Source organism: Companilactobacillus kimchii DSM 13961 = JCM 10707 (assembly GCF_001435445.1).
Taxonomy (GTDB): domain Bacteria; phylum Bacillota; class Bacilli; order Lactobacillales; family Lactobacillaceae; genus Companilactobacillus; species Companilactobacillus kimchii.
This window is the reverse complement of record NZ_AZDH01000014.1, coordinates 222,156-245,926: the sequence shown is the minus strand read 5'-3', so window position 1 is coordinate 245,926 and position 23,771 is coordinate 222,156. Positions and strand designations below refer to the sequence as shown.

Annotated in this window: 23 protein-coding genes and 1 tRNA gene; 18 read left to right on the top strand and 6 right to left on the bottom strand. The window is 35.9% G+C overall.

Features of this window, described 5'->3' with window-relative positions:
- Nucleotides 1-8: 8 nt before the first annotated feature.
- Nucleotides 9-572: a sugar O-acetyltransferase gene (locus FC97_RS06700; RefSeq protein ID WP_054642392.1), complete on the bottom strand. Its 564-nt coding sequence runs from the start codon at nucleotides 570-572 to the stop codon at nucleotides 9-11.
- A gap of 88 nt (nucleotides 573-660) precedes the next feature.
- Between FC97_RS06700 and FC97_RS06695 the strand changes: the two genes are divergently transcribed.
- Complete coding sequence (locus tag FC97_RS06695; protein WP_082397494.1) at nucleotides 661-1,173, top strand: MerR family transcriptional regulator; 513 nt, start codon at nucleotides 661-663, stop codon at nucleotides 1,171-1,173.
- 68 nt (nucleotides 1,174-1,241) lie between these two features.
- Here the strand turns inward: FC97_RS06695 and FC97_RS06690 are convergent, their stop codons facing one another.
- Nucleotides 1,242-1,892, bottom strand: coding sequence for a metal-dependent transcriptional regulator (locus tag FC97_RS06690; protein WP_025085215.1), 651 nt, complete (start codon nucleotides 1,890-1,892; stop codon nucleotides 1,242-1,244).
- A 121-nt stretch (nucleotides 1,893-2,013) separates the two neighbouring features.
- Between FC97_RS06690 and FC97_RS06685 the strand changes: the two genes are divergently transcribed.
- The 4 genes from FC97_RS06685 (at nucleotide 2,014) to FC97_RS06670 (ending at nucleotide 4,215) form a co-directional block, all read left to right on the top strand.
- On the top strand, nucleotides 2,014-2,535 hold the full coding sequence (locus tag FC97_RS06685) for an HdeD family acid-resistance protein (RefSeq protein ID WP_054642393.1): 522 nt from the start codon (nucleotides 2,014-2,016) through the stop codon (nucleotides 2,533-2,535).
- A gap of 52 nt (nucleotides 2,536-2,587) precedes the next feature.
- Nucleotides 2,588-2,661, top strand: a tRNA-Thr gene (locus FC97_RS06680).
- A 240-nt stretch (nucleotides 2,662-2,901) separates the two neighbouring features.
- Nucleotides 2,902-3,771: a DegV family protein gene (locus FC97_RS06675; RefSeq protein WP_054642394.1), complete on the top strand. Its 870-nt coding sequence runs from the start codon at nucleotides 2,902-2,904 to the stop codon at nucleotides 3,769-3,771.
- A 105-nt stretch (nucleotides 3,772-3,876) separates the two neighbouring features.
- Nucleotides 3,877-4,215: a hypothetical protein gene (locus FC97_RS06670; protein WP_054642395.1), complete on the top strand. Its 339-nt coding sequence runs from the start codon at nucleotides 3,877-3,879 to the stop codon at nucleotides 4,213-4,215.
- Here FC97_RS06670 and FC97_RS06665 read toward each other — a convergent pair whose 3' ends face one another.
- Entirely contained in the window at nucleotides 4,216-4,557 is a 342-nt protein-coding gene (locus FC97_RS06665; protein WP_235628555.1) for a winged helix-turn-helix transcriptional regulator, read from the bottom strand.
- A gap of 210 nt (nucleotides 4,558-4,767) precedes the next feature.
- Between FC97_RS06665 and FC97_RS06660 the strand changes: the two genes are divergently transcribed.
- A complete protein-coding gene (locus FC97_RS06660) occupies nucleotides 4,768-5,934 on the top strand; it encodes an MFS transporter (protein WP_054642396.1) in 1,167 nt (388 codons plus the stop codon).
- Between the two features lie 133 nt (nucleotides 5,935-6,067).
- Nucleotides 6,068-8,161, top strand: coding sequence for a collagen-binding domain-containing protein (locus tag FC97_RS13780; RefSeq protein WP_054642397.1), 2,094 nt, complete (start codon nucleotides 6,068-6,070; stop codon nucleotides 8,159-8,161).
- A 34-nt stretch (nucleotides 8,162-8,195) separates the two neighbouring features.
- On the opposite strand, the gene FC97_RS06650 is transcribed toward FC97_RS13780, so the two are convergent.
- Entirely contained in the window at nucleotides 8,196-9,269 is a 1,074-nt protein-coding gene (locus FC97_RS06650) for an acyltransferase (RefSeq protein WP_056967959.1), read from the bottom strand.
- Between the two features lie 113 nt (nucleotides 9,270-9,382).
- On the opposite strand from FC97_RS06650, the gene FC97_RS06645 reads away from it, so the two are divergent.
- Nucleotides 9,383-10,048 carry a CPBP family glutamic-type intramembrane protease gene (locus tag FC97_RS06645; RefSeq protein ID WP_056967956.1) on the top strand — a complete coding sequence of 222 codons (666 nt, stop codon included), beginning with the start codon at nucleotides 9,383-9,385 and terminating at the stop codon, nucleotides 10,046-10,048.
- Nucleotides 10,049-10,355: 307 nt separating this feature from the next.
- Here the strand turns inward: FC97_RS06645 and helD are convergent, their stop codons facing one another.
- Nucleotides 10,356-12,629 (bottom strand): RNA polymerase recycling motor HelD, encoded by a 2,274-nt coding sequence (helD, locus tag FC97_RS06640; RefSeq protein WP_054642399.1) that lies wholly within the window; start codon nucleotides 12,627-12,629, stop codon nucleotides 10,356-10,358.
- A gap of 322 nt (nucleotides 12,630-12,951) precedes the next feature.
- Between helD and trpS the strand changes: the two genes are divergently transcribed.
- The 8 genes from trpS to FC97_RS06600 all read left to right on the top strand — a co-directional run bounded on the left by trpS (nucleotide 12,952) and on the right by FC97_RS06600 (nucleotide 21,534).
- Nucleotides 12,952-13,968: a tryptophan--tRNA ligase gene (gene trpS / locus FC97_RS06635; protein ID WP_054642400.1), complete on the top strand. Its 1,017-nt coding sequence runs from the start codon at nucleotides 12,952-12,954 to the stop codon at nucleotides 13,966-13,968.
- A 130-nt stretch (nucleotides 13,969-14,098) separates the two neighbouring features.
- Complete coding sequence (locus FC97_RS06630) at nucleotides 14,099-14,536, top strand: MarR family winged helix-turn-helix transcriptional regulator (RefSeq protein WP_054642401.1); 438 nt, start codon at nucleotides 14,099-14,101, stop codon at nucleotides 14,534-14,536.
- Between the two features lie 26 nt (nucleotides 14,537-14,562).
- Entirely contained in the window at nucleotides 14,563-16,068 is a 1,506-nt protein-coding gene (locus FC97_RS06625) for an MDR family MFS transporter (RefSeq protein WP_054642402.1), read from the top strand.
- Nucleotides 16,068-16,799, top strand: a complete 732-nt coding sequence (locus FC97_RS06620) for a DUF4811 domain-containing protein (RefSeq protein WP_054642403.1) — start codon at nucleotides 16,068-16,070, stop codon at nucleotides 16,797-16,799. The genes FC97_RS06625 and FC97_RS06620 overlap by 1 nt, the downstream gene beginning before the upstream one ends.
- 878 nt (nucleotides 16,800-17,677) lie before the next feature.
- Nucleotides 17,678-18,916, top strand: a complete 1,239-nt coding sequence (locus FC97_RS06615) for a C40 family peptidase (RefSeq protein ID WP_056967954.1) — start codon at nucleotides 17,678-17,680, stop codon at nucleotides 18,914-18,916.
- A 214-nt stretch (nucleotides 18,917-19,130) separates the two neighbouring features.
- Nucleotides 19,131-19,778, top strand: coding sequence for an ABC transporter ATP-binding protein (locus tag FC97_RS06610; protein WP_054642566.1), 648 nt, complete (start codon nucleotides 19,131-19,133; stop codon nucleotides 19,776-19,778).
- Nucleotides 19,771-20,544: an ABC transporter permease gene (locus FC97_RS06605; protein WP_054642406.1), complete on the top strand. Its 774-nt coding sequence runs from the start codon at nucleotides 19,771-19,773 to the stop codon at nucleotides 20,542-20,544. The genes FC97_RS06610 and FC97_RS06605 overlap by 8 nt, the downstream gene beginning before the upstream one ends.
- Nucleotides 20,545-20,616: 72 nt before the next feature.
- Nucleotides 20,617-21,534, top strand: a complete 918-nt coding sequence (locus FC97_RS06600) for a Ppx/GppA phosphatase family protein (RefSeq protein ID WP_054642407.1) — start codon at nucleotides 20,617-20,619, stop codon at nucleotides 21,532-21,534.
- 4 nt (nucleotides 21,535-21,538) lie between these two features.
- Here FC97_RS06600 and FC97_RS06595 read toward each other — a convergent pair whose 3' ends face one another.
- Nucleotides 21,539-22,045 carry a YbhB/YbcL family Raf kinase inhibitor-like protein gene (locus FC97_RS06595; protein ID WP_054642408.1) on the bottom strand — a complete coding sequence of 169 codons (507 nt, stop codon included), beginning with the start codon at nucleotides 22,043-22,045 and terminating at the stop codon, nucleotides 21,539-21,541.
- A gap of 30 nt (nucleotides 22,046-22,075) precedes the next feature.
- Here FC97_RS06595 and FC97_RS06590 point away from each other — a divergent pair, with 30 nt between their 5' ends.
- Together FC97_RS06590 and FC97_RS06585 are read left to right on the top strand one after the other, a co-directional pair.
- Nucleotides 22,076-23,032, top strand: coding sequence for a hypothetical protein (locus tag FC97_RS06590; protein WP_054642409.1), 957 nt, complete (start codon nucleotides 22,076-22,078; stop codon nucleotides 23,030-23,032).
- Nucleotides 23,033-23,056: 24 nt separating this feature from the next.
- Nucleotides 23,057-23,758 (top strand): NAD-dependent protein deacylase, encoded by a 702-nt coding sequence (locus FC97_RS06585; RefSeq protein ID WP_054642567.1) that lies wholly within the window; start codon nucleotides 23,057-23,059, stop codon nucleotides 23,756-23,758.
- Nucleotides 23,759-23,771 lie beyond the last annotated feature (13 nt).

Genomic DNA, 23,771 nt, shown 5'->3' with positions numbered 1-23,771 from the left:
CTCTTTTTTTACTGCTCAATTTGTTTGATTACTTTGGCTGGAACACCGCCAACCAATACGTTATCAGGAATATCTTTTGTAACGACTGCTCCTGCAGCAACGACTACACCGTTACCAATTGTGACTCCGGGGCAAATTGTGCAATGTCCACCAATCCAAACATCGTTGCCGATATTGACGGGTTTACCAATTCCTAATCTTTGTTTGCGTCCTTTTGCAGTTAAAGGATGATTAACGGTATAGATGTCGGTATCAGGGCCGATCCAAACGTCATTTCCCATGTTAACGGGTGCAATATCTAATATTGTTAAATTGTAATTGGATAAGAAATTGTCACCGACGTGAATATTCTTACCATAATCAACAGTTAGTCGACTATGTACTGTTAAATTTTTACCAGCAGAGCCAAAAATTTCACGAGCTTTAGCAGTTTGCTTTTCCGGTTCATTTTCGGGAATGGCATTGAAATCTTGGCATAAAGTTGCGGAGCTTGTTTTTCGACCTGCAATTTCAGGGTCAGTGAGTCGATACCATTCACCGTCTAACAATTTTTGCATTTCTGTTTTTTCCATTATATAAAATCCTCTCTATAATAAATTTCATATTCTCATCTGCTATACTACTAGTTAAACCATGGTTCAAGTCAAGGAGGAATTGAAAATGAGATATTCAATTGGAGATGTGGCAGAGGAAATGAATTTGCCAGCTTCAACTTTACGCTTTTATGACCGTAAAGGATTGCTACCATTTGTTGATCGTGATAGCGCAGGTAGAAGAAGTTTTAAAGATAATGATCTAAATTTTCTACAAGTGATTGAATGTATGAAAAAATGTGGAATGACAATTACTGAAATTCGTCACTTCATTGATCTATGTATGCAAGGTGACGTTACGTTAATGGATCGTTATGAATTATTGGAAAAAGAAGCAGCGACAGTGAAAGAACAGATTCAAACCCTCCAAGATCAATTAGATTTTCTTCATTATAAGATGTGGTATTTTAAAACGTCTGTTGAAGCTGAAACTGAGGATATTCATATGGTGCCGTCCGGTGATGGTAGAAGAGTAGCTCCAGATATTCATGAACAGTATCGTGAAGCTTTGGAAAAGTGTCATGATTTGAGTGAATTGATTGAAATTGAGCGTGATGAACGAAAACAAGCAAATGGATAATTAAAAAATAAACATAAATAGGACGAGAAGCCAAATTGGTTTCTCGTCCTATTATTTATGCGAAATTATTAACGTAATTCCACGAAAATGTAATCGATAGCTTTAGCACCGATAGTTAATTTTGAACCGTCATCTTTTTCAACAACGAGGGAATTATCAAATTTTTCATGTTTAAGAACGGTAATTGTATCATCAATTTCAAGATTCAAGCTACCGAAATATTGTAAGAAGTCGTAGTTATCAGAAACTCTGACAATTTGAACCTTAGTATCATCTGGAATCATGCTTAACAATTTATCGTCGGCATCTGTTTCACCTTGACCATTGCCAGGAATGATACCACCATGTGGACAACGTTGGGGATGACCCAAAAAGTCGTTTAAGTGTTCAATTAAATCGTCATCTGAAGAATGTTCCAGAGCATCAGCATTATGATGAACATTATCGACTGGGTACTTCAAGCATTTATTTAGAAATACTTCCCAAAGACGATGTGTCTTAACTAGTTTCTCAGAGACCTTATTCCCCTTGGGAGTAAGTACAATCTTATTGTAAGGTGAGTGAGTTAAGTAGCCTTCGCCAGATAAAGCATTCAGCATTTCAGTAACTGATGGGGCGGAAACATTCATGATCTCAGAAATACGCTTATTAGTGATTTTCGTGAAATCATAATTTAGTTCGTAGATAGTTTTTAAATAGTTTTCTTTGTTAGGTGACAATTTTTCAACCCTTCGTTTAGCCTAAAAATTTTATTAGCCATTCTATTATAGCGCATATCACTCAACTTTGATAACTCTTAATGTTAAAATAATTGTTGGTATTTAGAAGGGAGGTAGAAATATGAGTCAACCAAAGAAACGTTTTGATTGGTTTGGTTTTATTATTGGTTTAATCTCGTTATACGCTGGATATTTAGTAACATGGTATCCATTGAGAAGTTTGTCGACCATTGCTGTATTATTCGGATTCTTCGCCATTTTACGAGGAGTTTATCAATTATGGTTCGGTTCTCAAATGACTAAATTCTTAGGTGTCAGAAGCGGATGGACCATCTTTGGAGCAGTTGTTGATATTATTATCGGTATTATTTTTGTTGCTCACGTACAAGTTGGAGTTATAGCAATTGTTTACATGTTCGCTGTTTGGTTTTTACTAGATGCCATTTTACAAATATTGACATCTCGCTTTTATCATTTCTTCGGTAAGAAGTACTACATCTTTATCGTGATTTTGGCTTGTTTGAACCTATTGTTTGCGATCATTCTGTTGTTCAATCCAGTATTGGCTGGAGGATTCATCGTCTTTATGTTGGCATTCTTCTTCTTTGCCACAGGTATTGCCGAAATTATTGAAGCATTTTAATTAAAAGCATTTTCTACATGATATAAGTTTGATAAAATGTAGGAGATGTATTGCCGTCTTAGCTCAGATAGGTAGAGCATCACCATGGTAAGGTGGGGGTCGTCGGTTCAAATCCGATAGACGGCTGTTTAAAAAGATTGAAAATATCTAAGTGCTGATATAACAGTATTTAGGTATTTTTTATTTGCCTAGCTTTTGAAGACATTATAAATAATCATAGTGGAAAAATAATTTCAGAATGGCATTTTTAATTTGTTTTTACTGTTATTATGAATTCAGATAGAAGTATAGAAGCAATGTATATTATTTTGATAAATGGTATTATTATGGAATGAATTTAGAGGAACCTTCATAGGGGGACATGAAATGTATCAAATTTTAACTGACTCAGAATGTGATTTGCCAGCAAAATTCTTGGAAGAAAATAATGTTAAGGCAATTTACTTTCATACAGAGATTGATGGAAAAGAACTTGTCAATGACTTCGGTAAGAGTTACTCATTAGATGAGTTCTACGAACAGATTAAAGCGGGAGTTTTGCCATCGACGACACAAGTAAACGTTGGGGAATACTTGGAATTCTTTAAAAAATATGTGGAAAAAGGAATGGCTATTGTTTATGTAGGCTTCTCTGGCGGTTTAAGCGGCTCAATGTCCAGTGCCAATCAAGCTAGAGAGATTCTATTAGAAGACTTCCCTGAAGCTGATATTCGTATTGTCGACACTCTAGCAGCTAGTGGTGGTGAAGGCCGTCTGCTCCTTGAAGCAATCAGATTACAAAAGGCTGGTGCCAGTTTGGATGACTTGATTTCTTGGTTTGATAAAAATAAATTACGTTTACAACAGTGGTTCACGGTTGATAATCTAACTTATCTTTATCATGGTGGACGTATTTCCCGAGCCTCAGCCACTTTAGGAACGTTACTTAAAGTAAAACCATTATTAGATGTCGATCCTGCAGGAAAATTACGCTTTGTTTCAAAAATCAGAACACGAAAAAAATCACTGTTAACCTTGGCACAAAAGGTAGTAACAGCGATTCAAAGTGATCCTGATCAACCAATTATTATCACAACTAGTGGTGACTGGGAAGCTGCCGAAACAGTTAAGCAACATATTATTAATAAGGTTCCTAAAGCTGATATTCAAATCAATCCCATTGGGATGACAATTTCTAGTCACACTGGATTCGGATGCGTGGCCGTCTTTGCATTGGGATCTCAAGCTAGACAATAAGTATATTCATAAATAAGTTAACTAAATAAAAGTATTCTCAAAATTGCTTGCTCCATTTTTTTAAAATCGATAATGTTAAGTCATCAAATACATTGGAGAATACGCATGCAACTTTTGTACACTTTGCTTCTGGGCTTCTATCCTTTAGGACTAATTTATTTAATTGATCGTCATTTTCATGTGATGGATATGAAGACGCAAAAATTTAATTTAGATTTGAATCTAATTTTCAACAAGAGTTACGTTTATACTGTTATTTATCTCGTTATTATTATTCCAATTATTGTCGTCTACCTTTATTTCTCTCTGAATATGGTGAGGGATATGTGGAATACGGTTCTGGTTGTTTTGAGTGGAATCGATATTTTATTGACGGGGTTGGTTTTAATTTTCTGTGGTTCACAATTGATGATTTTGAACCGAGACATCAAGAAGTTAGTTTAGCTATTCTTTATTCTTATATAAGGTATCTAGGTACATTTGACCCCAGATATCCATTTCTTTAATGATCGGCACAAGCGATTGTCCCAATTCAGTTAAGTGATAACTGGTTTTAGTGGGGACAAACGATGTGTCGATCTCTTTTTTTATGATGTGGTCGGCTTCAAGTTGAGACAATTGTAAGGAGAGCATACGTCTTGTACATCCAGACAAAGTTTGAAGAATTTCGCTGTAACGCATCTCTTTTTGTTGCATTAATCGGCAAAGAATAATGGACTTCCATTTGCCATCGAGAATCTTGAGAGTGCTGTCTAAAGGGCAATGTTCACCGTGTCTAGTACTCATATCAGCTGCAACCATAATGAACCTCCAGTAATTAAATTCAGCTGAATTGTATCATCAGAACAGTTGAGAACCTAATATTTTGAAAGTGCAATACGGGAAATTTTTGATACTCAGTATCATTAAATTCCCGTATTGTGCTTTTTTATTTGTGGATTTATATTGCAGATGCTTAAGAATAATTTTTATAAAATTTAGAAAGAAGTATTGATTATGAAACAAAATGATAATTATAAATCTAAAGATATTTTATTGGTTATTGGTTTATTCTTGGTCGTTTTCGTTATTGGAGCTGATTCATTCATAATCTCACCTTTGTTACCAGCCATCGAGAAAGATTACGCAGTAACAACTTCACAGGCAGCACTGGCAGTTACCATTTATGCTTTGTGCTATGCCGTAGGTAGTCCATTTTTCGGACCCTTAGGGGACAAGTTTAATAAGCGCAAACTTTTGATAACTGGATTATTGATTTTTCTAATAGGTAGTTTTATTTGTGCACAAGCCACTAATATCGAAGCCTTTTATATTGGTAGAGCTGTAGCTGGTATCGGTGCAGCAGTAACAATGCCTAATATCTGGGCGACTGTCGGTAGTTACTTCACTGGTAAAAAATTGAATATTGTAATGGGAATTACAATGTCAGCTTTATCTTTGTCAATTGCTATTGGTGTACCTATGGGCACATTATTATCACAGTTATCCAACTGGCATATGGCCTTTTGGGGATCGATATTGTTAACGTTATTGGCTTTTGGCGTTTTACTATTAGTCGTTCCCAATTTAATGAGTGGTCAGGGGAAACTAAAGTATTTAGCTAGTTTTCAAACATTACTTAAGTCAAGAAGGGCCTTGCTTTCATTGTCGATTAATTTGGTTTGGATGTTTGGCTTTTATTTAATATATACCTTTTTAGGAACTTTTCTGAACCAGAATTTTCATTTCAATACGGCTCAAACGGGCAATATCTTTATTGCCTATGGTTTAAGTAACTTTATTGCCAGTTTTTGTGGCGGTCATTTGTTATCTAAATTAGGAGCTATGAAAGATGTCATTCTCAATGGTTTCCTCTCAATGATTTTTATTCTAGGATTGGTGATCTGTCAAAATCAGTTATGGGGAATAATAATTTTTCTCATATTATTGGCGGTGGCTCAAGGCTTGGGCGTTACGGCTTTGACGACTTACATTGTGGACGTTGTACCGGATAAACGTTCGACGGTAATGTCTTTTAACAGCTCATTTCTCTACTTGGGATTAACTTTAGGTTCATTAATTGGAGCAATTTTGTATTCTAGGGTTGGATTTACGGGATTAGGAATAATCGCTATCATGGCGTTAGGAATCGCAATTATTGAAACTTTAAGATTGAAGAAATGATTAATTCTCATTAATTGAATCGCTATTTGACAATAAAAAATAGTAGCGTAATAATCGACATAAATATAATTATTACCAGTTTTATTAGATAATAATAATTATTCTAAATTCAACGAGGGAGATTTAGTTGATTATGTTAATGAGAAAAGGGAAAAAATGGGCTTTGTCGTGTGTTGCTATAAGTGCGGTAGTGCTAACAGGGATGAGTGCTACAACTGTAAATGCTGACGAAACAGACAGTGCAACAGCAACAACTCAAAGTACTGGTAATCAAACTGATCAAAACCAGACTAGTGGTAATAATGTACAAGCTGCTAAGGGAGCAGTTACACAAAGTACAGTGCAAGATACTACAAACACAGCAGATTCAACAAATGCAACACAAACTGCATCTGCTCAAAGTTCAGCTACAGCTCAAGCTCCAGTTGCTACACAAAGTTCTACTAGTGGTGTGGCTGCACAATCAGCTGAGAGTAATACAGAGGCTACTTCGAGAGTTGCCAATTCGGCAGTTAGACCTGGTGGAAAGTTCGAAGACGATATAAAGAGAGATGATCCTGATATAGAAAAAAATAATGAATTGGGTTATGCATCATACTTTCATATTTTTGCTAGAGAGGCTCAATTAAAGGCACATACAAATGGTAATGTTGCTGTTCAGCATTTGGATGGCGGTGTTAACTTTGGAACTAATACTACTGAACAAGGATTATTGAATAAAGATATTTCTTATATTCAAAATATTACTAATATTGCTCAGAGTTCTTTTGTATCTAGTGGTGATACAAGGGAAAATAAGGTTGTATTTGGGGAGAATGTTGATATTGATATTTCAAATCCTAATCGTCCAACAGTAGATGGGAAAGATATGGATCATCTTGTAGCTCAAGAAGTTTATCAGGATAAAGATGGAAATTACTATATTGACTTTGATAAGTATTTCCAAGAACTTGAAGATAAATCTACTGAGTTGTCTAATAAGGATTCTCAAATGACAATTACGAATGGCGATTTTCCTGATATGAATCAAAGGGTAATTGATTTATCTAGATTTGAACCAGATGAAAATAATCAAATTGTTCTTAATTTAGATCCAGAAGTTCTGAACATGGCAACACCACTAACAATCTATGGATTGTCTAAGGATGCTGGTGGTACAAATATTATTGTCAATGTTGATACTAAGGGTGTAGATGAGTACAAAATTAATTCTCAAATTAAATTGATTTATAGTGATGGTAGTACCTCAGAAGAACGTCCAAATCAAGAAACGGAATATTTTGATGACAATCATTTGCTATGGAATTTCTATGATAGTACAAAGGATGATAACTTATATGAAGGTACAGTCAATGTTGATAAGCCATTTCAAGGTAGTGTATTAAATCCTAAAGGAACTATCATTGCCAATCAGAATTTAGATGGAAATATTATTGCTGATAAAGTTGTTGTTAACGCAGAAACACATAGATGGGATTTTCAAGATAACAACAAGAAAGAAACTGAATATGATAATGTTGTAACGCTTCCGGCAGAAGGTGTTGTACCTCCAGTATTTCCAGTAGATCCAGATGATAATAATCATGAGGGTAACGAAGGTAATACCACGGATCCCGAAGATCCAGATGAAAATAACAACGAGGATAATGGTGGTAGTACCACAGACCCTGAAAATCCTGATGAGAACAACAACGAGGATAACGGTGGCGGTACAACAGATCCCGAAAATCCTGACGAGAACAATAATGAGGATAACAATGGAAATGAAGATGGCGACGGTAACGACGGCGACAATCCTACAGATCCTAAAGATCCTGACGAAAGTAACAATGAAGACGAAGATGACACCACAGGTACTGATGAAAATGGTGGAAAGCCTGACGAAGAAAAGCCTGGTGAAGAAGATAATGGCGTAACTCCAGATACTGACAAAGAAGAGGAAGAAGATTCTGATTCTGAGGAAACAACAACTGGTGAAGATGGCAACCAAAATCTAATCAACGGTGGTTCTGAAGGTAGTCAATCTGAAGACAATGCTGAGGAAGGCTTATTGCCAAATACTTCTGGTAACAAAGGTGAATCAGAAACACCAGCTACTGGTACATCTGACGAAGCTGGAACATTGCCACAGACTGGTGAAGCTTCAAGCATCTTTGCAACTATCGCAGGAGTATTCTTAATTATCTTTGGTTTTTTATTAAAGACGACAAAAACTAAGAAAAACTAGTGTACAAAAATAGACGATCCCAATTGGGAATCGCCTATTTTTTTGACCTTGTATGGCCGATAAGTAAGTAGTTAATACCAGGTATGAAACTGACTACTCGGATAGTCACGATAGTAATAAAAACCACAACAATATAGCGTAGAAAAGTTGCAGGAATACCACGTAGATTGGTATTTTTGAAAAACCAAGGTTCAATGAAAAATATTACTAAATAATGTAATAAATAAATTCCGAAAACTAGTGGTGCTAGACTTTCAAAGAAATTGATCACTCCTCGAGAACGTATACTGCTACCCCATTTCTGCAGCAAAATGAAAGCTGCAATCGACATAATGGGAATGAAAAGAGAAGTCACGTAGTAACTATTGTTGGTGTCAAAGGTTTTAGGAACCGATTCGGAAAAGAAGTTCCCGAAAGTACCAATTCCAATAAATAGAGTCAACAAAGCAAAACTACTGATATTTCTGAAATCCATTTGACTCAATAAATATCCTAAAATGAAATAACCAGTAAAACCGCCAATTAATAAAAAATTTGAAACTGGTGATAGTTGGAAAACGTGTTTCATATCTTTTCCCATCATAACGTTGACCGATGGTAATAATGAACAGGTAACTAACCAAACACTAGTGACGTAAAATAACATTTTAAGACTAGCATTATCAACAAAGGTTTTAATGATTGGAGATAAAATATAGACTCCGATTAAGGGATACATAAACCAGAAAACCGGTATGGTTGGTTTATTGAGAATGAATTTCAATCGTCCCCAGACATCATTAGTTGATAATAAATTGGACGTTAAACTGATAACAGTTGGTAAGATTATCGACCAGATAACAAAAGGGATGACAACTCGAGGAATTCTTTTTTGCCAAGTGTACTTTAAAGATAAAGCTTTTGGACTGTTGAGAATTAAAGTACCAGAAATCATGAAAAAAATAGGGACACTGATATGGGCAAAATAGTTAAGCATTTTTATAATTTGCCAGTCGGTAGTTCCAATATGTTTAGTAGTGTCAATAGTTGATACGTGTATAAATATAACTAAAAGAATAGCGATGACACGAATAAAATCTAAATAAAAAATCCGTTGTTTCTTATTCATGAGCAGATTCTCCCCTAGGTAACTCTCTCCATAATAATGTAAAACACCTCTAAAATGAAGTATTAGCGTATGATATAATGGCAAAGTAAAATTATTGATTGGAAGAATTTATTATGCGCGTAGGAGAATCCCCAAGTACAGATTTTGTCAGATATATAATTTGGATAGTATTTTCTATTGTTACATTGATGTTTAAAAACGCAGCTGCCACCCAAAAAGGTTTGAATATACCGATTACCGTTATATTTTTCCTAATTGGACTTTTCACTCTGTTTTTAATGATTAGAAAATATGTCCGTGAAGAAAAATCATTTTCAGATACAGCAGAGGGCTTTGCCTATTCACTAGTTTCTAACATCGGTCTAGTTAGTCTGATGATCGTAATGGTTTGCTTGTTAAGAATCATGGTTAGTTATTTACAAGTAACTGGGAAATTACCAAGCTTCCAAAACGATGATATAGCCAGCTCCGATCAAAAAGTATTTGTATTTAATATGATTGCAAACGTCTTTATTGTTGCGATTCAACAACAATTGGTGCAAACAGGCTTTTTCTTCAATTATTTCTTTAGAGAAAGTTCAGCATACAGCGCCGTGATGGGAATTATTTTTAGTGGAATTATAGCCGGAGTAATTAGTTTACCAGGGTCAATCTTACAATTCTTAATGATGATGGCCTTAGGTTGGTGTTACGCTTTAACATATTTGTACACCAAGGATGAGAAAATGGCGATATTTGTAGCCATGGTCAGTGCCGCAGTTGGAACTATAATTATATAGAGAGCGAAGCAGGGGCGGTCAGCTCCCGAGGATTAAGACTACTTATCTCAGTCGGTGGCGAAGCGCCGGCAGAGATAAGTTGACTTAACCGGAAGGAGTTGCCCCTGCGTAGCTCATTTCGATAGAGAATGCAGTGACCTGTTTAGATTCTGATGGCTGCGAAGCAGACAGTTTGTGAAGCCCTGCAGAGCACAGGAATCTGGTCTACGTAACTCGTTTCTACTATATTGTCAGGCACATTGGTTATCTAAAAAAGAACATCAAAAAAGTCGACCAAACCAAGGTCGACTTTTTATATTACCTAAAATTAGTTTTCAGAAATTAATTTTTGAGGTTCTTTTTGAAGTAGGGGTGACAATTCACCATCAACACACAGAGTTAAACTATGCATTGCCCGAGTACAAATCGTGTAAAGCACATCGGTACTACGGAGATCCGGATAATTTTTAGCTGAAATGTCGTGACCAATAACGGCGTCGAATTCCAGTCCTTTAGCCAAATAGATTGGTAAAATTAGAATTCCCTTAGGAATGGAACGGAAGTCAGCGTCAACTAATGTAACGATAGATTCATCACTGAAATGGGTATAAATCTGTTCAGCTTGAGCTTGATTACGGGCTAGAATCGCAACAGTATCATATTTCTTGTTTAATTCTTTAGCCGTTTCTTTCAAACCTTGATAATAACCATCATCGTTGAAAACTTTGATAACAGGATCTTCACCTTGACGAGAGAAGGCTTTGACTTCATCACCGTTTGGCAATAGTTTCTTAGCAAAGTTAGTTATTTCAGCGGTTGAACGGTAACTCTGATTCAAAGTTATGGTAGTGATACGTTTCTTTTTGAACAATTCGTTAACTTCAGTGACTAAATCATTTTTACGATAGGAGCTAGTCAAAACATCTTGTGAACGATCACCTAACAGAGTCATTTTAGCGTTAGGAAAGGCATGGGAGATGTATTTTAACTGGGCCATTGTGTAATCTTGAACCTCATCAATGAAGATGTGCTGAATAGCATGATTGATACCACCATCGGTAATGAAGTCTCTTAAATAGAGAATAGCAACTGAGTCGCTGAGGTTTAATTTATGAGCTTCAATTTGGTTATCAATTGATTCAATCATAGTTTGCCAAATACTGTCAGAAACTAAATTTTGCTGCATCTTATTAAGTAAGAAAAGGTACTCCTTGTAAGGATTAAAGAAGTAGTTATTGAGTAAGGCGTTGTAAATTGGTGCATATCGTTCACGCAAAAACTCTTCAGCAATAATTTCACGTTGGTTAGCTGATTCCTCAATATTGTGGTCTGTAATGATTTGTTGAAAATCCTCATCAGATAAGTTATCGATTTCGGCTTGAACCCAATCTTCATTTCGATCCTCGTGAATTCTTCTTTGGAGACGTTTAATCAAAGTATTCTTAGTTTTCAGAAAACGGTCGGGGATATGATAAGCCGGATTAGTACTTTGATAAATTTCAGAAATTTCATCACCGGTGAAAAATGGCTTACCTTCAAAAATAATGTCTTCGAAGTATGGCGTATGCTCACGGTGATCGTCTTCTAATTGTTCCAAATGTTCTAGGAAGTCGCCACTTTCTTTGTATAAACGCATCTTGATAGTGGTTTCTGGTAAATTGCGTTCATCCTTTTCATAACGTTCAAAGAGTGTTTCTACTTGAACACCTGTTAGACGGAGTGAAATAAATTCATTGAGAGTAACTTGACGCATATTTCGTTCACCCAAACTAGGAAGGACTTCAGAAATATAATTACTGAATAATTTGTTAGGTGAAAAGAGAACAATATTATCGGCATTCATTGTTGTACGACTGTGATAAAGCAGGTAAGCGACACGTTGCAATATGGCTGAAGTTTTACCTGATCCGGCTACACCTTGAACTAAAAGAACATCGGAACGGACGTCACGAATAATAATATTTTGTTCATGCTGAATGGTTGCGACTATACTTTTTAGATATTCATCGCTATATTCGCTTAAAACTGATTGAAGAATTTCATCACCAACAGTTTCATTAGTATCGAACATGTTTCGAATCTTATTGTGGACAATTTGGAATTGACGCTTTTTCTTCAATTCAACTTCGGCAGTACCATTAGGAGTAGGATAAGTAACGTTTCCTAAAGTACCGTTATAATAGATACCAGAAATAGGAGCTCGCCAATCGTAAATTAAGAATTCGCCATCGTCGTCTTGGAGTGTAGAAGTACCTATATAAAGCGTATCCTCTTCACCATCTTCGACAATATCAATTCGTCCAAAGTAGGGAGAACCTTGAAGATTTTCTAACTTGAGACGATTTGAATTCAAGATATTTTCGTTTTCGACAGCTAAAGCCACCAATTGTTTCTGTTGTTGAACGGAAGCGTTAGTTTCCATTTGGTCATCGACTTCAGTGGTATTAACTTTGGTATTTTCACCGTAATTACGTTCGATACGGCTAGTTTCTTTGTGTGCCTGTGCGATACTGGCATCAACACGTTCAATCTGTCGTTCGATTTTTCCGGCAACTTGATCGACGCGCTTTTGTTCTGATTCTTTGGATTGATTGATCGTCATTAAAATACCTCTCGTTGACAATTTGTTGTTTTTTAATTATGCTAATAGCAATTAGAGTACATTAAAGCATAAGCATTTTTGAGTACTAATTCAAGTAGTTGCTATTAGAGAATAACTTCATGGCTGAAAAAGTTATCAACCTTGTTTTGGGAAATGGGTATGGCTAGTTACCTTATAACTTTGAGTGGTAGAGTATACTCTACAAAACAGGTGGCACCACGTTTAAGCGTCCTATTATTAATATAATAGGGCGCTTTTTTTATGGAGAGTCATTATACCACCTCAAAAATGTTTTTGCATTAATGAATCCAGGAGGAAAAATATGAAAACAAATACTATTTTGACAGGGGATCGTCCCACAGGTAAGTTGCACATTGGACATTATTTAGGTTCATTGAAGAACCGTGTGAAACTTCAAAATGAAGGCAAATACAAAATGTTTGTCATGATTGCTGATATGCAAGCCTTCACTGACAATGCTAGAAATCCAGAAAAGGTTCGTAACAGTTTGATTCAAGTTGCACTTGATTATCTTTCTGTAGGAATCGATCCTAGCAAAACTAATATTTTAGTACAATCACAAATCCCTGCACTAAATGAATTGACAATGTACTACCTTGACCTTGTTTCTGTTTCTCGTTTGGAAAGAAATCCTACTGTTAAATCAGAGATTCAACAAAAGAGTTTTGGACAAAGTATTCCTGCTGGATTCTTAACATATCCAGTTAGTCAAACGGCTGATATTACAGCTTTTAAAGCCGATACAGTTCCTGTTGGTGATGATCAAGAACCAATGATGGAACAAGCTCGCGAAATAGTTCGTACTTTCAATAATACTTATAACGTTGACACATTGGTTGAACCTCAAGGTGTCTTCCCACCTAAAGGCCAAGGTAGATTGCCTGGTATCGATGGTAACGCCAAAATGAGTAAGTCACTAGGTAATTGTATTTACTTGTCAGATCCTGCTGATGTTGTAACTAAGAAGGTTATGTCTATGTATACTGATCCAGATCATATACATGTTGAAGATCCAGGTAAAATTGAAGGCAACACTGTCTTCACATACTTAGATGCTTTCGGTACGGATACAGATAAGATTGCCGAATTAAGGGCACAATATCAAGCTGGTGGTTTGGGCGATGTTAAAGTAAAACGTTATTTGAATGATGTTCTACAAGAAATTCTAGAACCAATCCGCAATCGTCGTGCTGAATATGAAAAAGATATTCCTGGTGTTTACGATATTCTTAAAAAGGGTAGTGACAACGCCAACATCGTTGCTAATCAAACTTTAACAGAAGTTAGAAAAGCAATCGGTGTTAACTATTTCGACTAGTTTCTGAAAATTAAAAACGTTTTTACAGAAAAATGCTGCACTTAACTCTTGATTTTATCAAGAGTCGGGTGTAGCATATTTTTTGTTCTAAAAAAATTAAAGTTTTTTTTGAAGAAAATGAGGTAGATTTATGGATGACTATAATTTGATTGGTTTCGTGATGAGATACACGATGATCAGGAAACGAATCGCGGCTAGTTATTTGAAAAAAGAAGATTTGAATGCTTTTGAAAGTATTTTGCTAGCCATTGTCTATAAGAGACATGAATGTAGTCAGGATAAGATTGGTGAAATCACATTATTTGATGGTGCCAGTATTGCCCGTTCGTTAAAAAAACTTGAGGATCGCGGATTCGTATCCCGGCATGCTGATCCTAATAATCGTCGTAAGAAGATTGTTAGCATTACTGAAGCAGGTTCAGAGCTTTATGGTGAAGTGCGTAAGGCATTCAGCGAGAGTAATGATGCAATCTTTAAAGGCATAACTTCTGAGGAACAAACAGAATTAGAGAGTATTTTGATGAAGGTTTACAAGAACCTTGATGACATCGAAATACCTTCTAAATAATATAGAGAAGAGGAATTTTTGTTATTATGGCGAATAATGATAAAGCAATTGTGGATGCACATGGGAACCCCTTTAACCGTAATCTTTTGGTTTTAGTGCTTCTTGTTGGTACATTCTGTACTGTTTTAAACGGTACAATTTTAACCACAGCCTTTCCAACCTTGATGAAGGAATTTAGTGTTACTACTTCCGACGTTCAATGGTTAACGACTGGATTTTTGATGGTTAACGGAATTATGATTCCTGTTACTGCTTGGTTAAGTAACAATTTTAGTACAAAGATTTTGTATATTATCGCAATGTCGACTTTCTTAGTCGGTACAATTATGTGTTTTACGGCGCCAAACTTCGGTACTATCTTGGCTGGACGTTTGATTCAAGCTGTCGGTGTTGGTATTACAATGCCACTTATGCAAGTGGTTATGTTATCAATCTTCCCAGCTAACCAACGTGGTGCTGCCATGGGTCTAGGTGGTTTAGTTATTGGACTTGCTCCAGCTATTGGACCTACACTTTCAGGTTTTATTATTGATAACTCTTCATGGAGACAACTTTTCGGAATGATCATCCCTATTGTCATTATCGTTTTGATTTTGGCATTCTTCTTTATGCGTCCAGTTATCAAAACACGTCGTACTAAATTAGACGTGCTTTCATTAATTGAATCAACACTTGGTTTTGGTGCCATTCTTTATGGTTTCTCATCTGTTGGTGATGATGGTTGGGGTTCAATGAAAGTTATTGGCTCAATTGTTGTTGGTATTATTTTCATCCTACTATTTGGTTATCGCCAATTACATATGGATACACCATTCTTGGAATTACGTGTTTTCACAGAAAAGAAATTCGCGATTGCGGCCGCTTTGTCATCAGTTACTAATATGGCCATGGTCGGGGTTGAAATGGTGCTTCCATTGTACCTACAAATCGTTAAAGGTATGTCAGCTTTCCATTCAGGATTAACCTTACTACCAGGTGCCTTGATGATTGGTGTTATGAGTCCAATTACAGGTAATGCTTTTGATAAATATGGACCAAAAGATTTGGCACGTATGGGTATGTTCTTATTAACAGCCGGTACAATTCCATTCTTATTCCTAACAAAAAGCACACCTGTTTTAGATATCGTTGTGCTATACATGATTCGTATGTTTGGTATTTCAATGGTCTTGATGCCAGTTACAACTGATGGTATGAATGCATTGCCATTCAACTTGATGAGTCATGGTACAGCCGTTAATAATACCGTTAGACAAGTTTTCAGTTCTATGGGTACAGCTATTTTGGTCAGTGTCTTGACTAATGTTACAAACAACTTAAAACCAGGACATGCCATTCTTAAAGCAACACCATTAGAATATAAAGATAAATTCTTCAATGCTACATTGAGTGGATATCACGCAGCCTTTGCTGTCGCTATTGTCTTTTGTTTAATTGGTTTCTTGATCACATTTATGGTTAAGGGCAGTGCCAAATCAAAGACAATCGATACCGATCAATTGAAGAAAACAGAATTGGCAGGTGAAGAATAATGATTTTAATTACAATTTTAATCTGTGCAGGATTAGCATATTTCTTCGCCGTCTTTTTAAAGAATAAAAAAGTTGGATATGGATTATCATTCACATTCATCGCTCTGTTTATCATAAGTTTGGTACTTTTGATTTCAAATGAATATGGTCATTTTGGAATGGAAAAAGTAACTACCGAAAAGAATTATCAGATTCAATCCGTTCAAAAAGGATCTAACTTACTTTTAGAGAAGAAGCTAGGCACAAGTGGCAAAGAAAGTGTTTATGTTTACCGTACTCCTGAAACTGCTAAAGCTAAGAAACCACAAACAACTAAAGTTGATGTAAATGTTAAAAACGTAGTCAAGACTGGAAATTATTCAGCTGCTACATTAACAAAGAAAACAACACGTTGGGAATACAAAAATGGTTTCTATTCATTCCTCTTTGGAATTTCTGATAACGACAAAGAATTTGTTAAACAAACAAATACCTTTAAAGTCGGCAATGATTGGTTAGTTTTGACAACAACACAAGCTAGTCAACTACAAAAGAAAATGAAGAGTAAGACTTTTAAGGCTCAAATGAAGCAAGAAGGACAAGCTTATGTGAAGGCAGCAGTAGCCAAAGCAATGCAAGCAAATCCAACTATGACATCAGTTGAGCAAAAGAAAGTTATCCAACAGGCTCAAAAAGAATTTAAAGCCGAAGCACAAGCTAAGCTAATTCAAGAAATTAAGAATCAAAAATAAAGTTCCTTGTGGGACAAAAAATAATGGCATCTATTGGGAATACGTATATTCGTAAACCTAGTGGGTGCTATTTTTTGTTGGTGTAAAATGCCGTCTTCCGTAAAAGTTGAAAATGCTGGTGGAACGCTGTGGGCACGGCTTGAAGCTAATTATTTCACACTTCGTGCAAAATAATGGATCTTCAAGTCCGGCCTCATTGTAACCGGCAAAGCCGCTAACAATGATTTCACAGCTGACCGCATTTTCAACTTTTACTCCAGACTAGTGAACGGTTCTATTTGGAATGGATGTGTATATTGTGTGGATGAAGTGGAGAACTAATCATAATTGAGAAAGAAATGGTGTTGGTCGTTTTTTGCAATTCGGAGGTGATATGGATGTTAATGAGAAGGAGATAAGAAAGTAATCCATATCGAAGTGTATGTAATAAAATTAACTTCAATTTGGAAATATTGGTATAGAAAGAATGTTATAAATTGAAAGAAAACAAATCATTTTTCTCAGATTAAAAATTGAAATACTCTTTAGTCTGGAACAAAAATTGGGAATGCCTTCAGCCATGAAATCATTGTTAGTGGCTTTGCCACTTACAATGAGGCCGACTTTGGAAATCCATAATCTTGCACAAAGTGTAAGATTATTAGTTTCAAATCGTGCCCATGGCGTTCCAAGGTATTCCCAATTTTTGTGGAAGACGGCAATAGAACACCTATCCCAGCAACAGCAGCAGTAGAACTATATCACGGAGACAAAACGTCTATCAAAATGACGCCTAAATATTTAAGTAATATTAAATATGATGTTAAATTTATTACGAAAAAAATTATACGGATATAAATTAATAAATCCCATTATTTTTAAGGAAGAGGTACAGACAAATGAGTAACAAAATCAAAATTGCTTTTGTTTGTGGTTTAGCTTTATTAATGATGTCTCCACAAAGTGTTAAAGCCGATTCGACCAATACATCCAAAATTGATTCTCAGGCAATCGTCAGTACGAAGTCTATAACAAAGTTATACACAGAAAATGGTGAACTAATTCAGAATCGAAAATTAGGAGCTGATACTTCCTGGGTAACTGATCAAAAGATGATATATCAAGGTCAAACGTATTATCGTGTGGCAACAGATGAGTATTTGGAAGCCAAAGATGTAACTATCAGTTACGGTCATGGAGAATCTGGAACAGTAGCCATCAATGGTTGGGGTGGTGTCAGTTTTTCTCATGATGATAATGGTTTTTATCGTAATGGTCAAAAGAATTTTGTGGCTAATTCCTTATGGAAATACGATAGGATCGACCAGAGTAGCGGTCTAAATTATTATCGAATTGGTAATAATATTTGGGTCAATAGTAATGATGCAACTACAGTAGTAGGCTATCAAAATCCAAGTAGTTGGCTCCGGATTCAAAATACTCAAATTAAACCTGTGGGTAATGTTGGATATGATCTTTATAATGGCGTTGAAGGTGTCAAAGTTTATTTAGTGAGAAGATACTTTGGCTATTCCAATGCTCATACTATCTATGATAGTTCGGTTGCGGCTAGTGTCAGAAGTTTCCAAGCTCGCAGAGGATTACCTGCAACGGGAGTAGTTAACTTAGCTACGTGGGAAAATATGGGCTTCTCAGAGTCTTCTTGGTATGATATTGATTCTTACGTAGCACCACTAGAAACTAACCAGACAAGTACAAGATCAGACCATATTGAAGCAATGATCAATCAGGCATATAAGTATTTAGGTCAGACTTGGATCTCCGGTGCTGCCAGTTCACCACAATATGGAGTTGACTGTTCAGGACTGGTAACTCAGGCTTTATATGCTTCAGGTATTAATCCGGCTCCAGTTTCGGCTATTCAACACGCTCAAGTGGGTAATGAGTGGAATAGCCGCATGCTTTGGAGCGATGGTCGTATGCCAAAGGTTGACTTCAATAATCGTCAAAGAGGGGATTTGATTTTCTACACTGATCCCTCGACTGGTTTGATTTGGCACGTGGGAATTTTATTAAACCGTGATACGATGATTGAATCATGGCCATACGCTGTGCAAGTACACTCAATCTATTCAGGACGCGGGAACATCGCCGGTGTCAAACGTGTATTTGCTTAATCAGAAATAAATCCGATATAATAATAAAATTCGGTTTTATCGATAGGGATAGAATTGTGTTCAATTTCCTAAATAAAAGAATCTCGATCAATTGTTAGTTAATTGGTCGAGATTTTGTATTTATCTATGATTTCACTCGTAGGCCGATTATTATGTATTGTAGATAAATATGTTGATAATTAACAGTAAAATTAGTGGGAGAGGTGAGATGATTGTGGAAAAGATTTTTGATGTTCAAGACTTGTCTTATCAAGTTGGAGATAAAGAGATTTTAAAACATATCAGTGTAGAAATAGAAAAGGGTAAATACATCACAGTAGTGGGACCTTCAGGGAGTGGAAAGAGTACTTTCATGCGGATTCTAGCTTCAATGATCAGTCAAACATCGGGAAAAGCACTATTTGAGGGCAAACCAATTGATTCTTATGAACCAACGGAATACCGTCAAAGAGTTTCCTACGCTTTTCAACAACCGACCTTGTTTGGTAAAACGGTGCGAGATAATTTAACATTTCCCTTTGAAGTTCGTAATAAAGAGTTTGATGAGGCCAAAGTTAAACAGTATTTGAAGATGGTCAATTTGGATGAAAGCTATCTTGATAAGAGCGTCAATGATGTTTCTGGTGGTGAAAAACAGCGAATTGCTCTTTTACGTAATTTGATTTTTCCACCGGAAGTGTTGATAACTGATGAGGTTACTGCTGGTTTGGATGTAGAGAACAAAAATATCGTGCATTCGATGTTGAAAGAATTCAATCAACGTGGGTTAACAATCTTACGAGTAACACATGATGAATCAGAAATTGAAGCCGCACATGACAAAATAACTATCAAAAATGGGGAGGTAGTGAACAATGTCTAATTTAACAGTCTCCAATTCAACTTTAATGTTGGGATTTGTATTAGTAATTGTAGCGTTAGTAATTGGCTATATTGAAAAGTTACATATTGATAAAGATATTATTATTGGTGTTGTTCGAGCAATCATTCAGTTGTCGATTGTCGGATATGTTTTAAAATTTGTTATTAAGGCTGATGATATTTGGTTAACATTAGCTTGCTTCATTATTATTGTTATTAATGCTTCTTATAACGCTGGAAAACGTGGTAATGGTATTCCCAAGGCTTTTCAATCATCATTGTTAGCTATCTTTGTGGGTACGACGATTACTTTAGGAACTCTAGTTTTCACTGGCTCTATTAAATTTGTCCCTGAACAGATCGTCCCCGTTACAGGAATGATTGCCAGCAATATCATGGTTGCCATCGGACTTTGTTACCGCAATATGAAACAGACTTTTTCCGACCGCCATCAACAAATTTTGGAAAAATTGGCTTTAGGTGCCGATATTAAACTAGCTTCACTCGATATTTTACGAGATAGCATCAAGAGTGGTATGCAACCCACGATCGATTCAATTAAGACACTTGGTTTGGTTAGTTTGCCAGGAATGATGTCAGGATTGATTTTTGCTGGGGTTGACCCAGTTAAGGCGATTAAATACCAGATCATGGTTACTTTTATGCTGTTAGCATCAACTAGTATCGGTTCAATTATTTCCTGTTATTTAGGTTACAGACAATTCTTTAATGATAGAAAACAGTTAAAGAATGAACTAATTTCTTAACTTTGTGAAAAATAGGTCTACTATATAGGCCTATTTTTTTATATAATTGATACAATGGGATGTGATGTAAATTTGAAGTTAGCAGTTATTGAAATTGGATCTAACTCCATTAGAACATCGGTGTATCGATCTTCAAAAAAGAATCGCTTTAAAACTTTGGATCGTTGGCGTGAGCCGGTTCGATTAGGCAAATCAATTGCTCAGAGCCGTCTTTTAACTAATGATCAAATAGAAGAGACCATTGATGTTCTAAAGAAATTTCAAACTCGAATTGAAAGGTATCACGTAGATCGAACTAGTTTAATTGCCACTGCAGCAGTCAGAATGGCTAAAAATCAAGAACAATTGATTTTTGCCGTGCTTAAAGAAACTGGCCTACAACTAGAAATCATTAATGAGCAAGAAGAAGCTTATTATGATTATGTAGCCGTACGTAGCACGATGCGGATCAAAGATGCGTTGATTGTTGACGTTGGTGGCGGTAGTAGTGAAATTAGTTTGGCAAAAAAAGGACGCTTAAAACACGGTCTCAGTATTCCAATTGGTGCTATTTCAATTTCGGATTTGTATTTAGAAAGTGATCCAATAAAAAGTGAACAACTAAGAGCGGCAAGAAAAGATATCAGTGAACGTTTAGACCGACTTACATGGATGAATGCGAAAGCTACCTTCGTTGGTTTAGGCGGAACTTTAAGAGCCGTAACTAGCATTTTGAATCGTGAAAATAGAAGAAAAAAGACGCTTCACAATTCAGTGATTACCGTTGATCAAATTGATGACTTATTTAACCAATTGATTCATGCTTCAATGGAAGAACGGAGTCAAATCAAAGAGTTGAGTGATGGTAGATATGAAGTCATTTTAGGTGGAATATTGATAATCTCTGAGATAATAAAAAAGACCCCCTCTACTGAAATTCGTTTTTCGAATTTTGGAGTTAGAGAAGGTTATGTCTTTAATTATTTCCACAAGATGCATTTAAAAGAGTAAACAATTATGCACGACTAGGGATGGTTATTTGAGTTTGGTCAAGAATATGTCCATCCATTTTGTGCAATAATTCGTTCATCCAAAAACCATTTTCCAAGTTAAGGTTATCATCTAGAGCAAACACCTTGAGAATGTAATCATGGGTTTGGTCTGGTGGATATGGTCCATTGTAACCAGTGGCCAAATCTTTGGGGCCATCAGTTAATGGACTAGCTGTGCTGTTCTTTCCTTGAACAATTGGGCTTTGAGCAAGTTGGCTGAAGTTTTCAGGTATTTCTAGTTGAGAACTAGGAATATTTGCCATTGTCCAGTGAATCCATTCAAATCCACAAACGGGAATTGAATCAGGATCAGTAAAAGTCAAAGCAATAGTTTTTGTATCTGCCGGTAGATTGGATAATTGAATTGGGAAACTAATTAGAGGTTTCCCATTTTTTATATCCTCAGGAGCAGCATGCTTGCCATATTTGTCAGGCAAAAGATTATTCGGTAAAGATACATTAACATCCATAAAAAATCTCCTTTAAAATGAGGTGTAGTAATGAAACAAATAGATAACAATGACCTATCTACTAATATTGTAGAGCAGGTCCAAAAAATTGAGCAAGAATATAATAAAAAAGTCGAAATATACTCAGACTATTCAGAACAGGAATTTTTGACTTTAGATCAAGCAAGCCATGAAATTAATGGTGATATTGTAAAAGTCGTTATTACTAATGAAAAATACAGTGAATTTGTCTTAGCACATGAACTTTATCATATTGCTTTGGAATTATCTGATGAGCCAAGTATTTCTTGTGCTGTAACATCTGGTAAGCCGGATTACGATGGTCGTATTTTAGCGATTGCTAATTCAATCTTTGAAACATTGGAACATATCTCAGTTTTAAAATCTCAAAAAGCTGATGGAACTTATACAGACGAGATCAAAGAAGAATTTCTCAAAGGAATTGAGGCAGCACTTACACCAAAGGTTTCTCTAGATTTAGCCAATATGCGTTTCTACCGTACTTTGATTATGTTTGATGGCATTATTTTTAGTGAACACGCTCAAGATGACAAATGGAAAGATGAATTCCCAACATCATATAAGTATGCTGAAAAATTAGTCAAGATTGCAGAAGCTAATGACTTATCAAGTGCTTTCCACTTCAGACGTGCTTTAGTTAATGCATTGGATGCTTATAATGAAATTATTTTATCTAATGGTTATGAAGGTCTAGGTTATCACGAGTTCCTAAATGTCACGCCTGTATTATCAGAACGTCAATTGAGATTATCATTAAATCAAGTTTACCAAGTAAAGCATTCTTCATTTAAGAATCGTGCAACTGGAAAAGATGCCTTCGTACTTTTAGGTATTAACGACGGTCAAAGTGTTACAACCTTAGATATTGATCCTGGTAAAGTGACACCAGAGTTTTACAAGGCCTTCTATCAATACAAGATCATCGATGTTTTCGAAAAAGAAGGAGTTAAATACTTAACTAGATAAGAGGGGATTAAGGTGCAAGATAAGATTGAAGAGTTTAAAGAATTATTAGACAAGGCTAATTTTGTAACTTTTCTAACTGGTGCAGGCGTCTCTGTACCATCGGGGATTCCTGATTATCGTTCAAAAAATGGATTGTATAAGCGGAAGAATTATAATTTTCCACCGGAATATATGTTGAGTCATGACAACTTAGTTGAACATCCCGATGTTTTCCATGATTTCGTAGTTCATAATATGTACTTTCCTGATGCACAACCTAATATCATTCATGAGAAAATGGCCCAGATCAGCAATCAAAAGGGTGCCATCGTAACCCAGAATGTCGATAAGCTTCACACAAAAGCAGGAGCTAAGAATGTGGTAGAGTTTCACGGTAATTTGTATGATAATATTCATTGCTTAACTTGTGGCAAAGAGTTTGATTATAAGGATTATTTAAAAGATTACCGACATCACGAAGATAACGGTATTATTCGTCCTGGGACGACTGTCCTATATGGAGAAAATATTAATCCAAAGAACTTTCAAAATGCTGCTTTAGCAGTTCAAAAAGCTGATTTACTAGTGGTAGTGGGAACTAGCTTTAAAGTATATCCCTTCGCAGGATTACTAGAGTACAGCGCTTCCCAAGCTAAATTAGTAGTTATCAATAAAGAAGATTTAAACATTGATTCGTCGATTTTAGCCATCGATGATGATGCGACGAACGTTTTTTCACAAATATAAAAGAATGCTATAC

Excerpts from the sequence above, each read along its gene's own strand:
- FC97_RS06700 (WP_054642392.1), bottom strand. The coding sequence starts at position 572 with ATGGAAAAAACAGAAATGCAAAAATTGTTAGACGGTGAATGGTATCGA.
- FC97_RS06695 (WP_082397494.1), top strand. The coding sequence starts at position 661 with ATGAGATATTCAATTGGAGATGTGGCAGAGGAAATGAATTTGCCAGCT.
- FC97_RS06685 (WP_054642393.1), top strand. The coding sequence starts at position 2,014 with ATGAGTCAACCAAAGAAACGTTTTGATTGGTTTGGTTTTATTATTGGT.
- FC97_RS06675 (WP_054642394.1), top strand. The coding sequence starts at position 2,902 with ATGTATCAAATTTTAACTGACTCAGAATGTGATTTGCCAGCAAAATTC.
- FC97_RS06670 (WP_054642395.1), top strand. The coding sequence starts at position 3,877 with ATGCAACTTTTGTACACTTTGCTTCTGGGCTTCTATCCTTTAGGACTA.
- FC97_RS06665 (WP_235628555.1), bottom strand. The coding sequence starts at position 4,557 with ATGAGTACTAGACACGGTGAACATTGCCCTTTAGACAGCACTCTCAAG.
- FC97_RS06660 (WP_054642396.1), top strand. The coding sequence starts at position 4,768 with ATGAAACAAAATGATAATTATAAATCTAAAGATATTTTATTGGTTATT.
- FC97_RS13780 (WP_054642397.1), top strand. The coding sequence starts at position 6,068 with ATGTTAATGAGAAAAGGGAAAAAATGGGCTTTGTCGTGTGTTGCTATA.
- FC97_RS06650 (WP_056967959.1), bottom strand. The coding sequence starts at position 9,269 with ATGAATAAGAAACAACGGATTTTTTATTTAGATTTTATTCGTGTCATC.
- FC97_RS06645 (WP_056967956.1), top strand. The coding sequence starts at position 9,383 with ATGCGCGTAGGAGAATCCCCAAGTACAGATTTTGTCAGATATATAATT.
- helD (WP_054642399.1), bottom strand. The coding sequence starts at position 12,629 with ATGACGATCAATCAATCCAAAGAATCAGAACAAAAGCGCGTCGATCAA.
- trpS (WP_054642400.1), top strand. The coding sequence starts at position 12,952 with ATGAAAACAAATACTATTTTGACAGGGGATCGTCCCACAGGTAAGTTG.
- FC97_RS06630 (WP_054642401.1), top strand. The coding sequence starts at position 14,099 with ATGGATGACTATAATTTGATTGGTTTCGTGATGAGATACACGATGATC.
- FC97_RS06625 (WP_054642402.1), top strand. The coding sequence starts at position 14,563 with ATGGCGAATAATGATAAAGCAATTGTGGATGCACATGGGAACCCCTTT.
- FC97_RS06620 (WP_054642403.1), top strand. The coding sequence starts at position 16,068 with ATGATTTTAATTACAATTTTAATCTGTGCAGGATTAGCATATTTCTTC.
- FC97_RS06615 (WP_056967954.1), top strand. The coding sequence starts at position 17,678 with ATGAGTAACAAAATCAAAATTGCTTTTGTTTGTGGTTTAGCTTTATTA.
- FC97_RS06605 (WP_054642406.1), top strand. The coding sequence starts at position 19,771 with ATGTCTAATTTAACAGTCTCCAATTCAACTTTAATGTTGGGATTTGTA.
- FC97_RS06595 (WP_054642408.1), bottom strand. The coding sequence starts at position 22,045 with ATGGATGTTAATGTATCTTTACCGAATAATCTTTTGCCTGACAAATAT.
- FC97_RS06590 (WP_054642409.1), top strand. The coding sequence starts at position 22,076 with ATGAAACAAATAGATAACAATGACCTATCTACTAATATTGTAGAGCAG.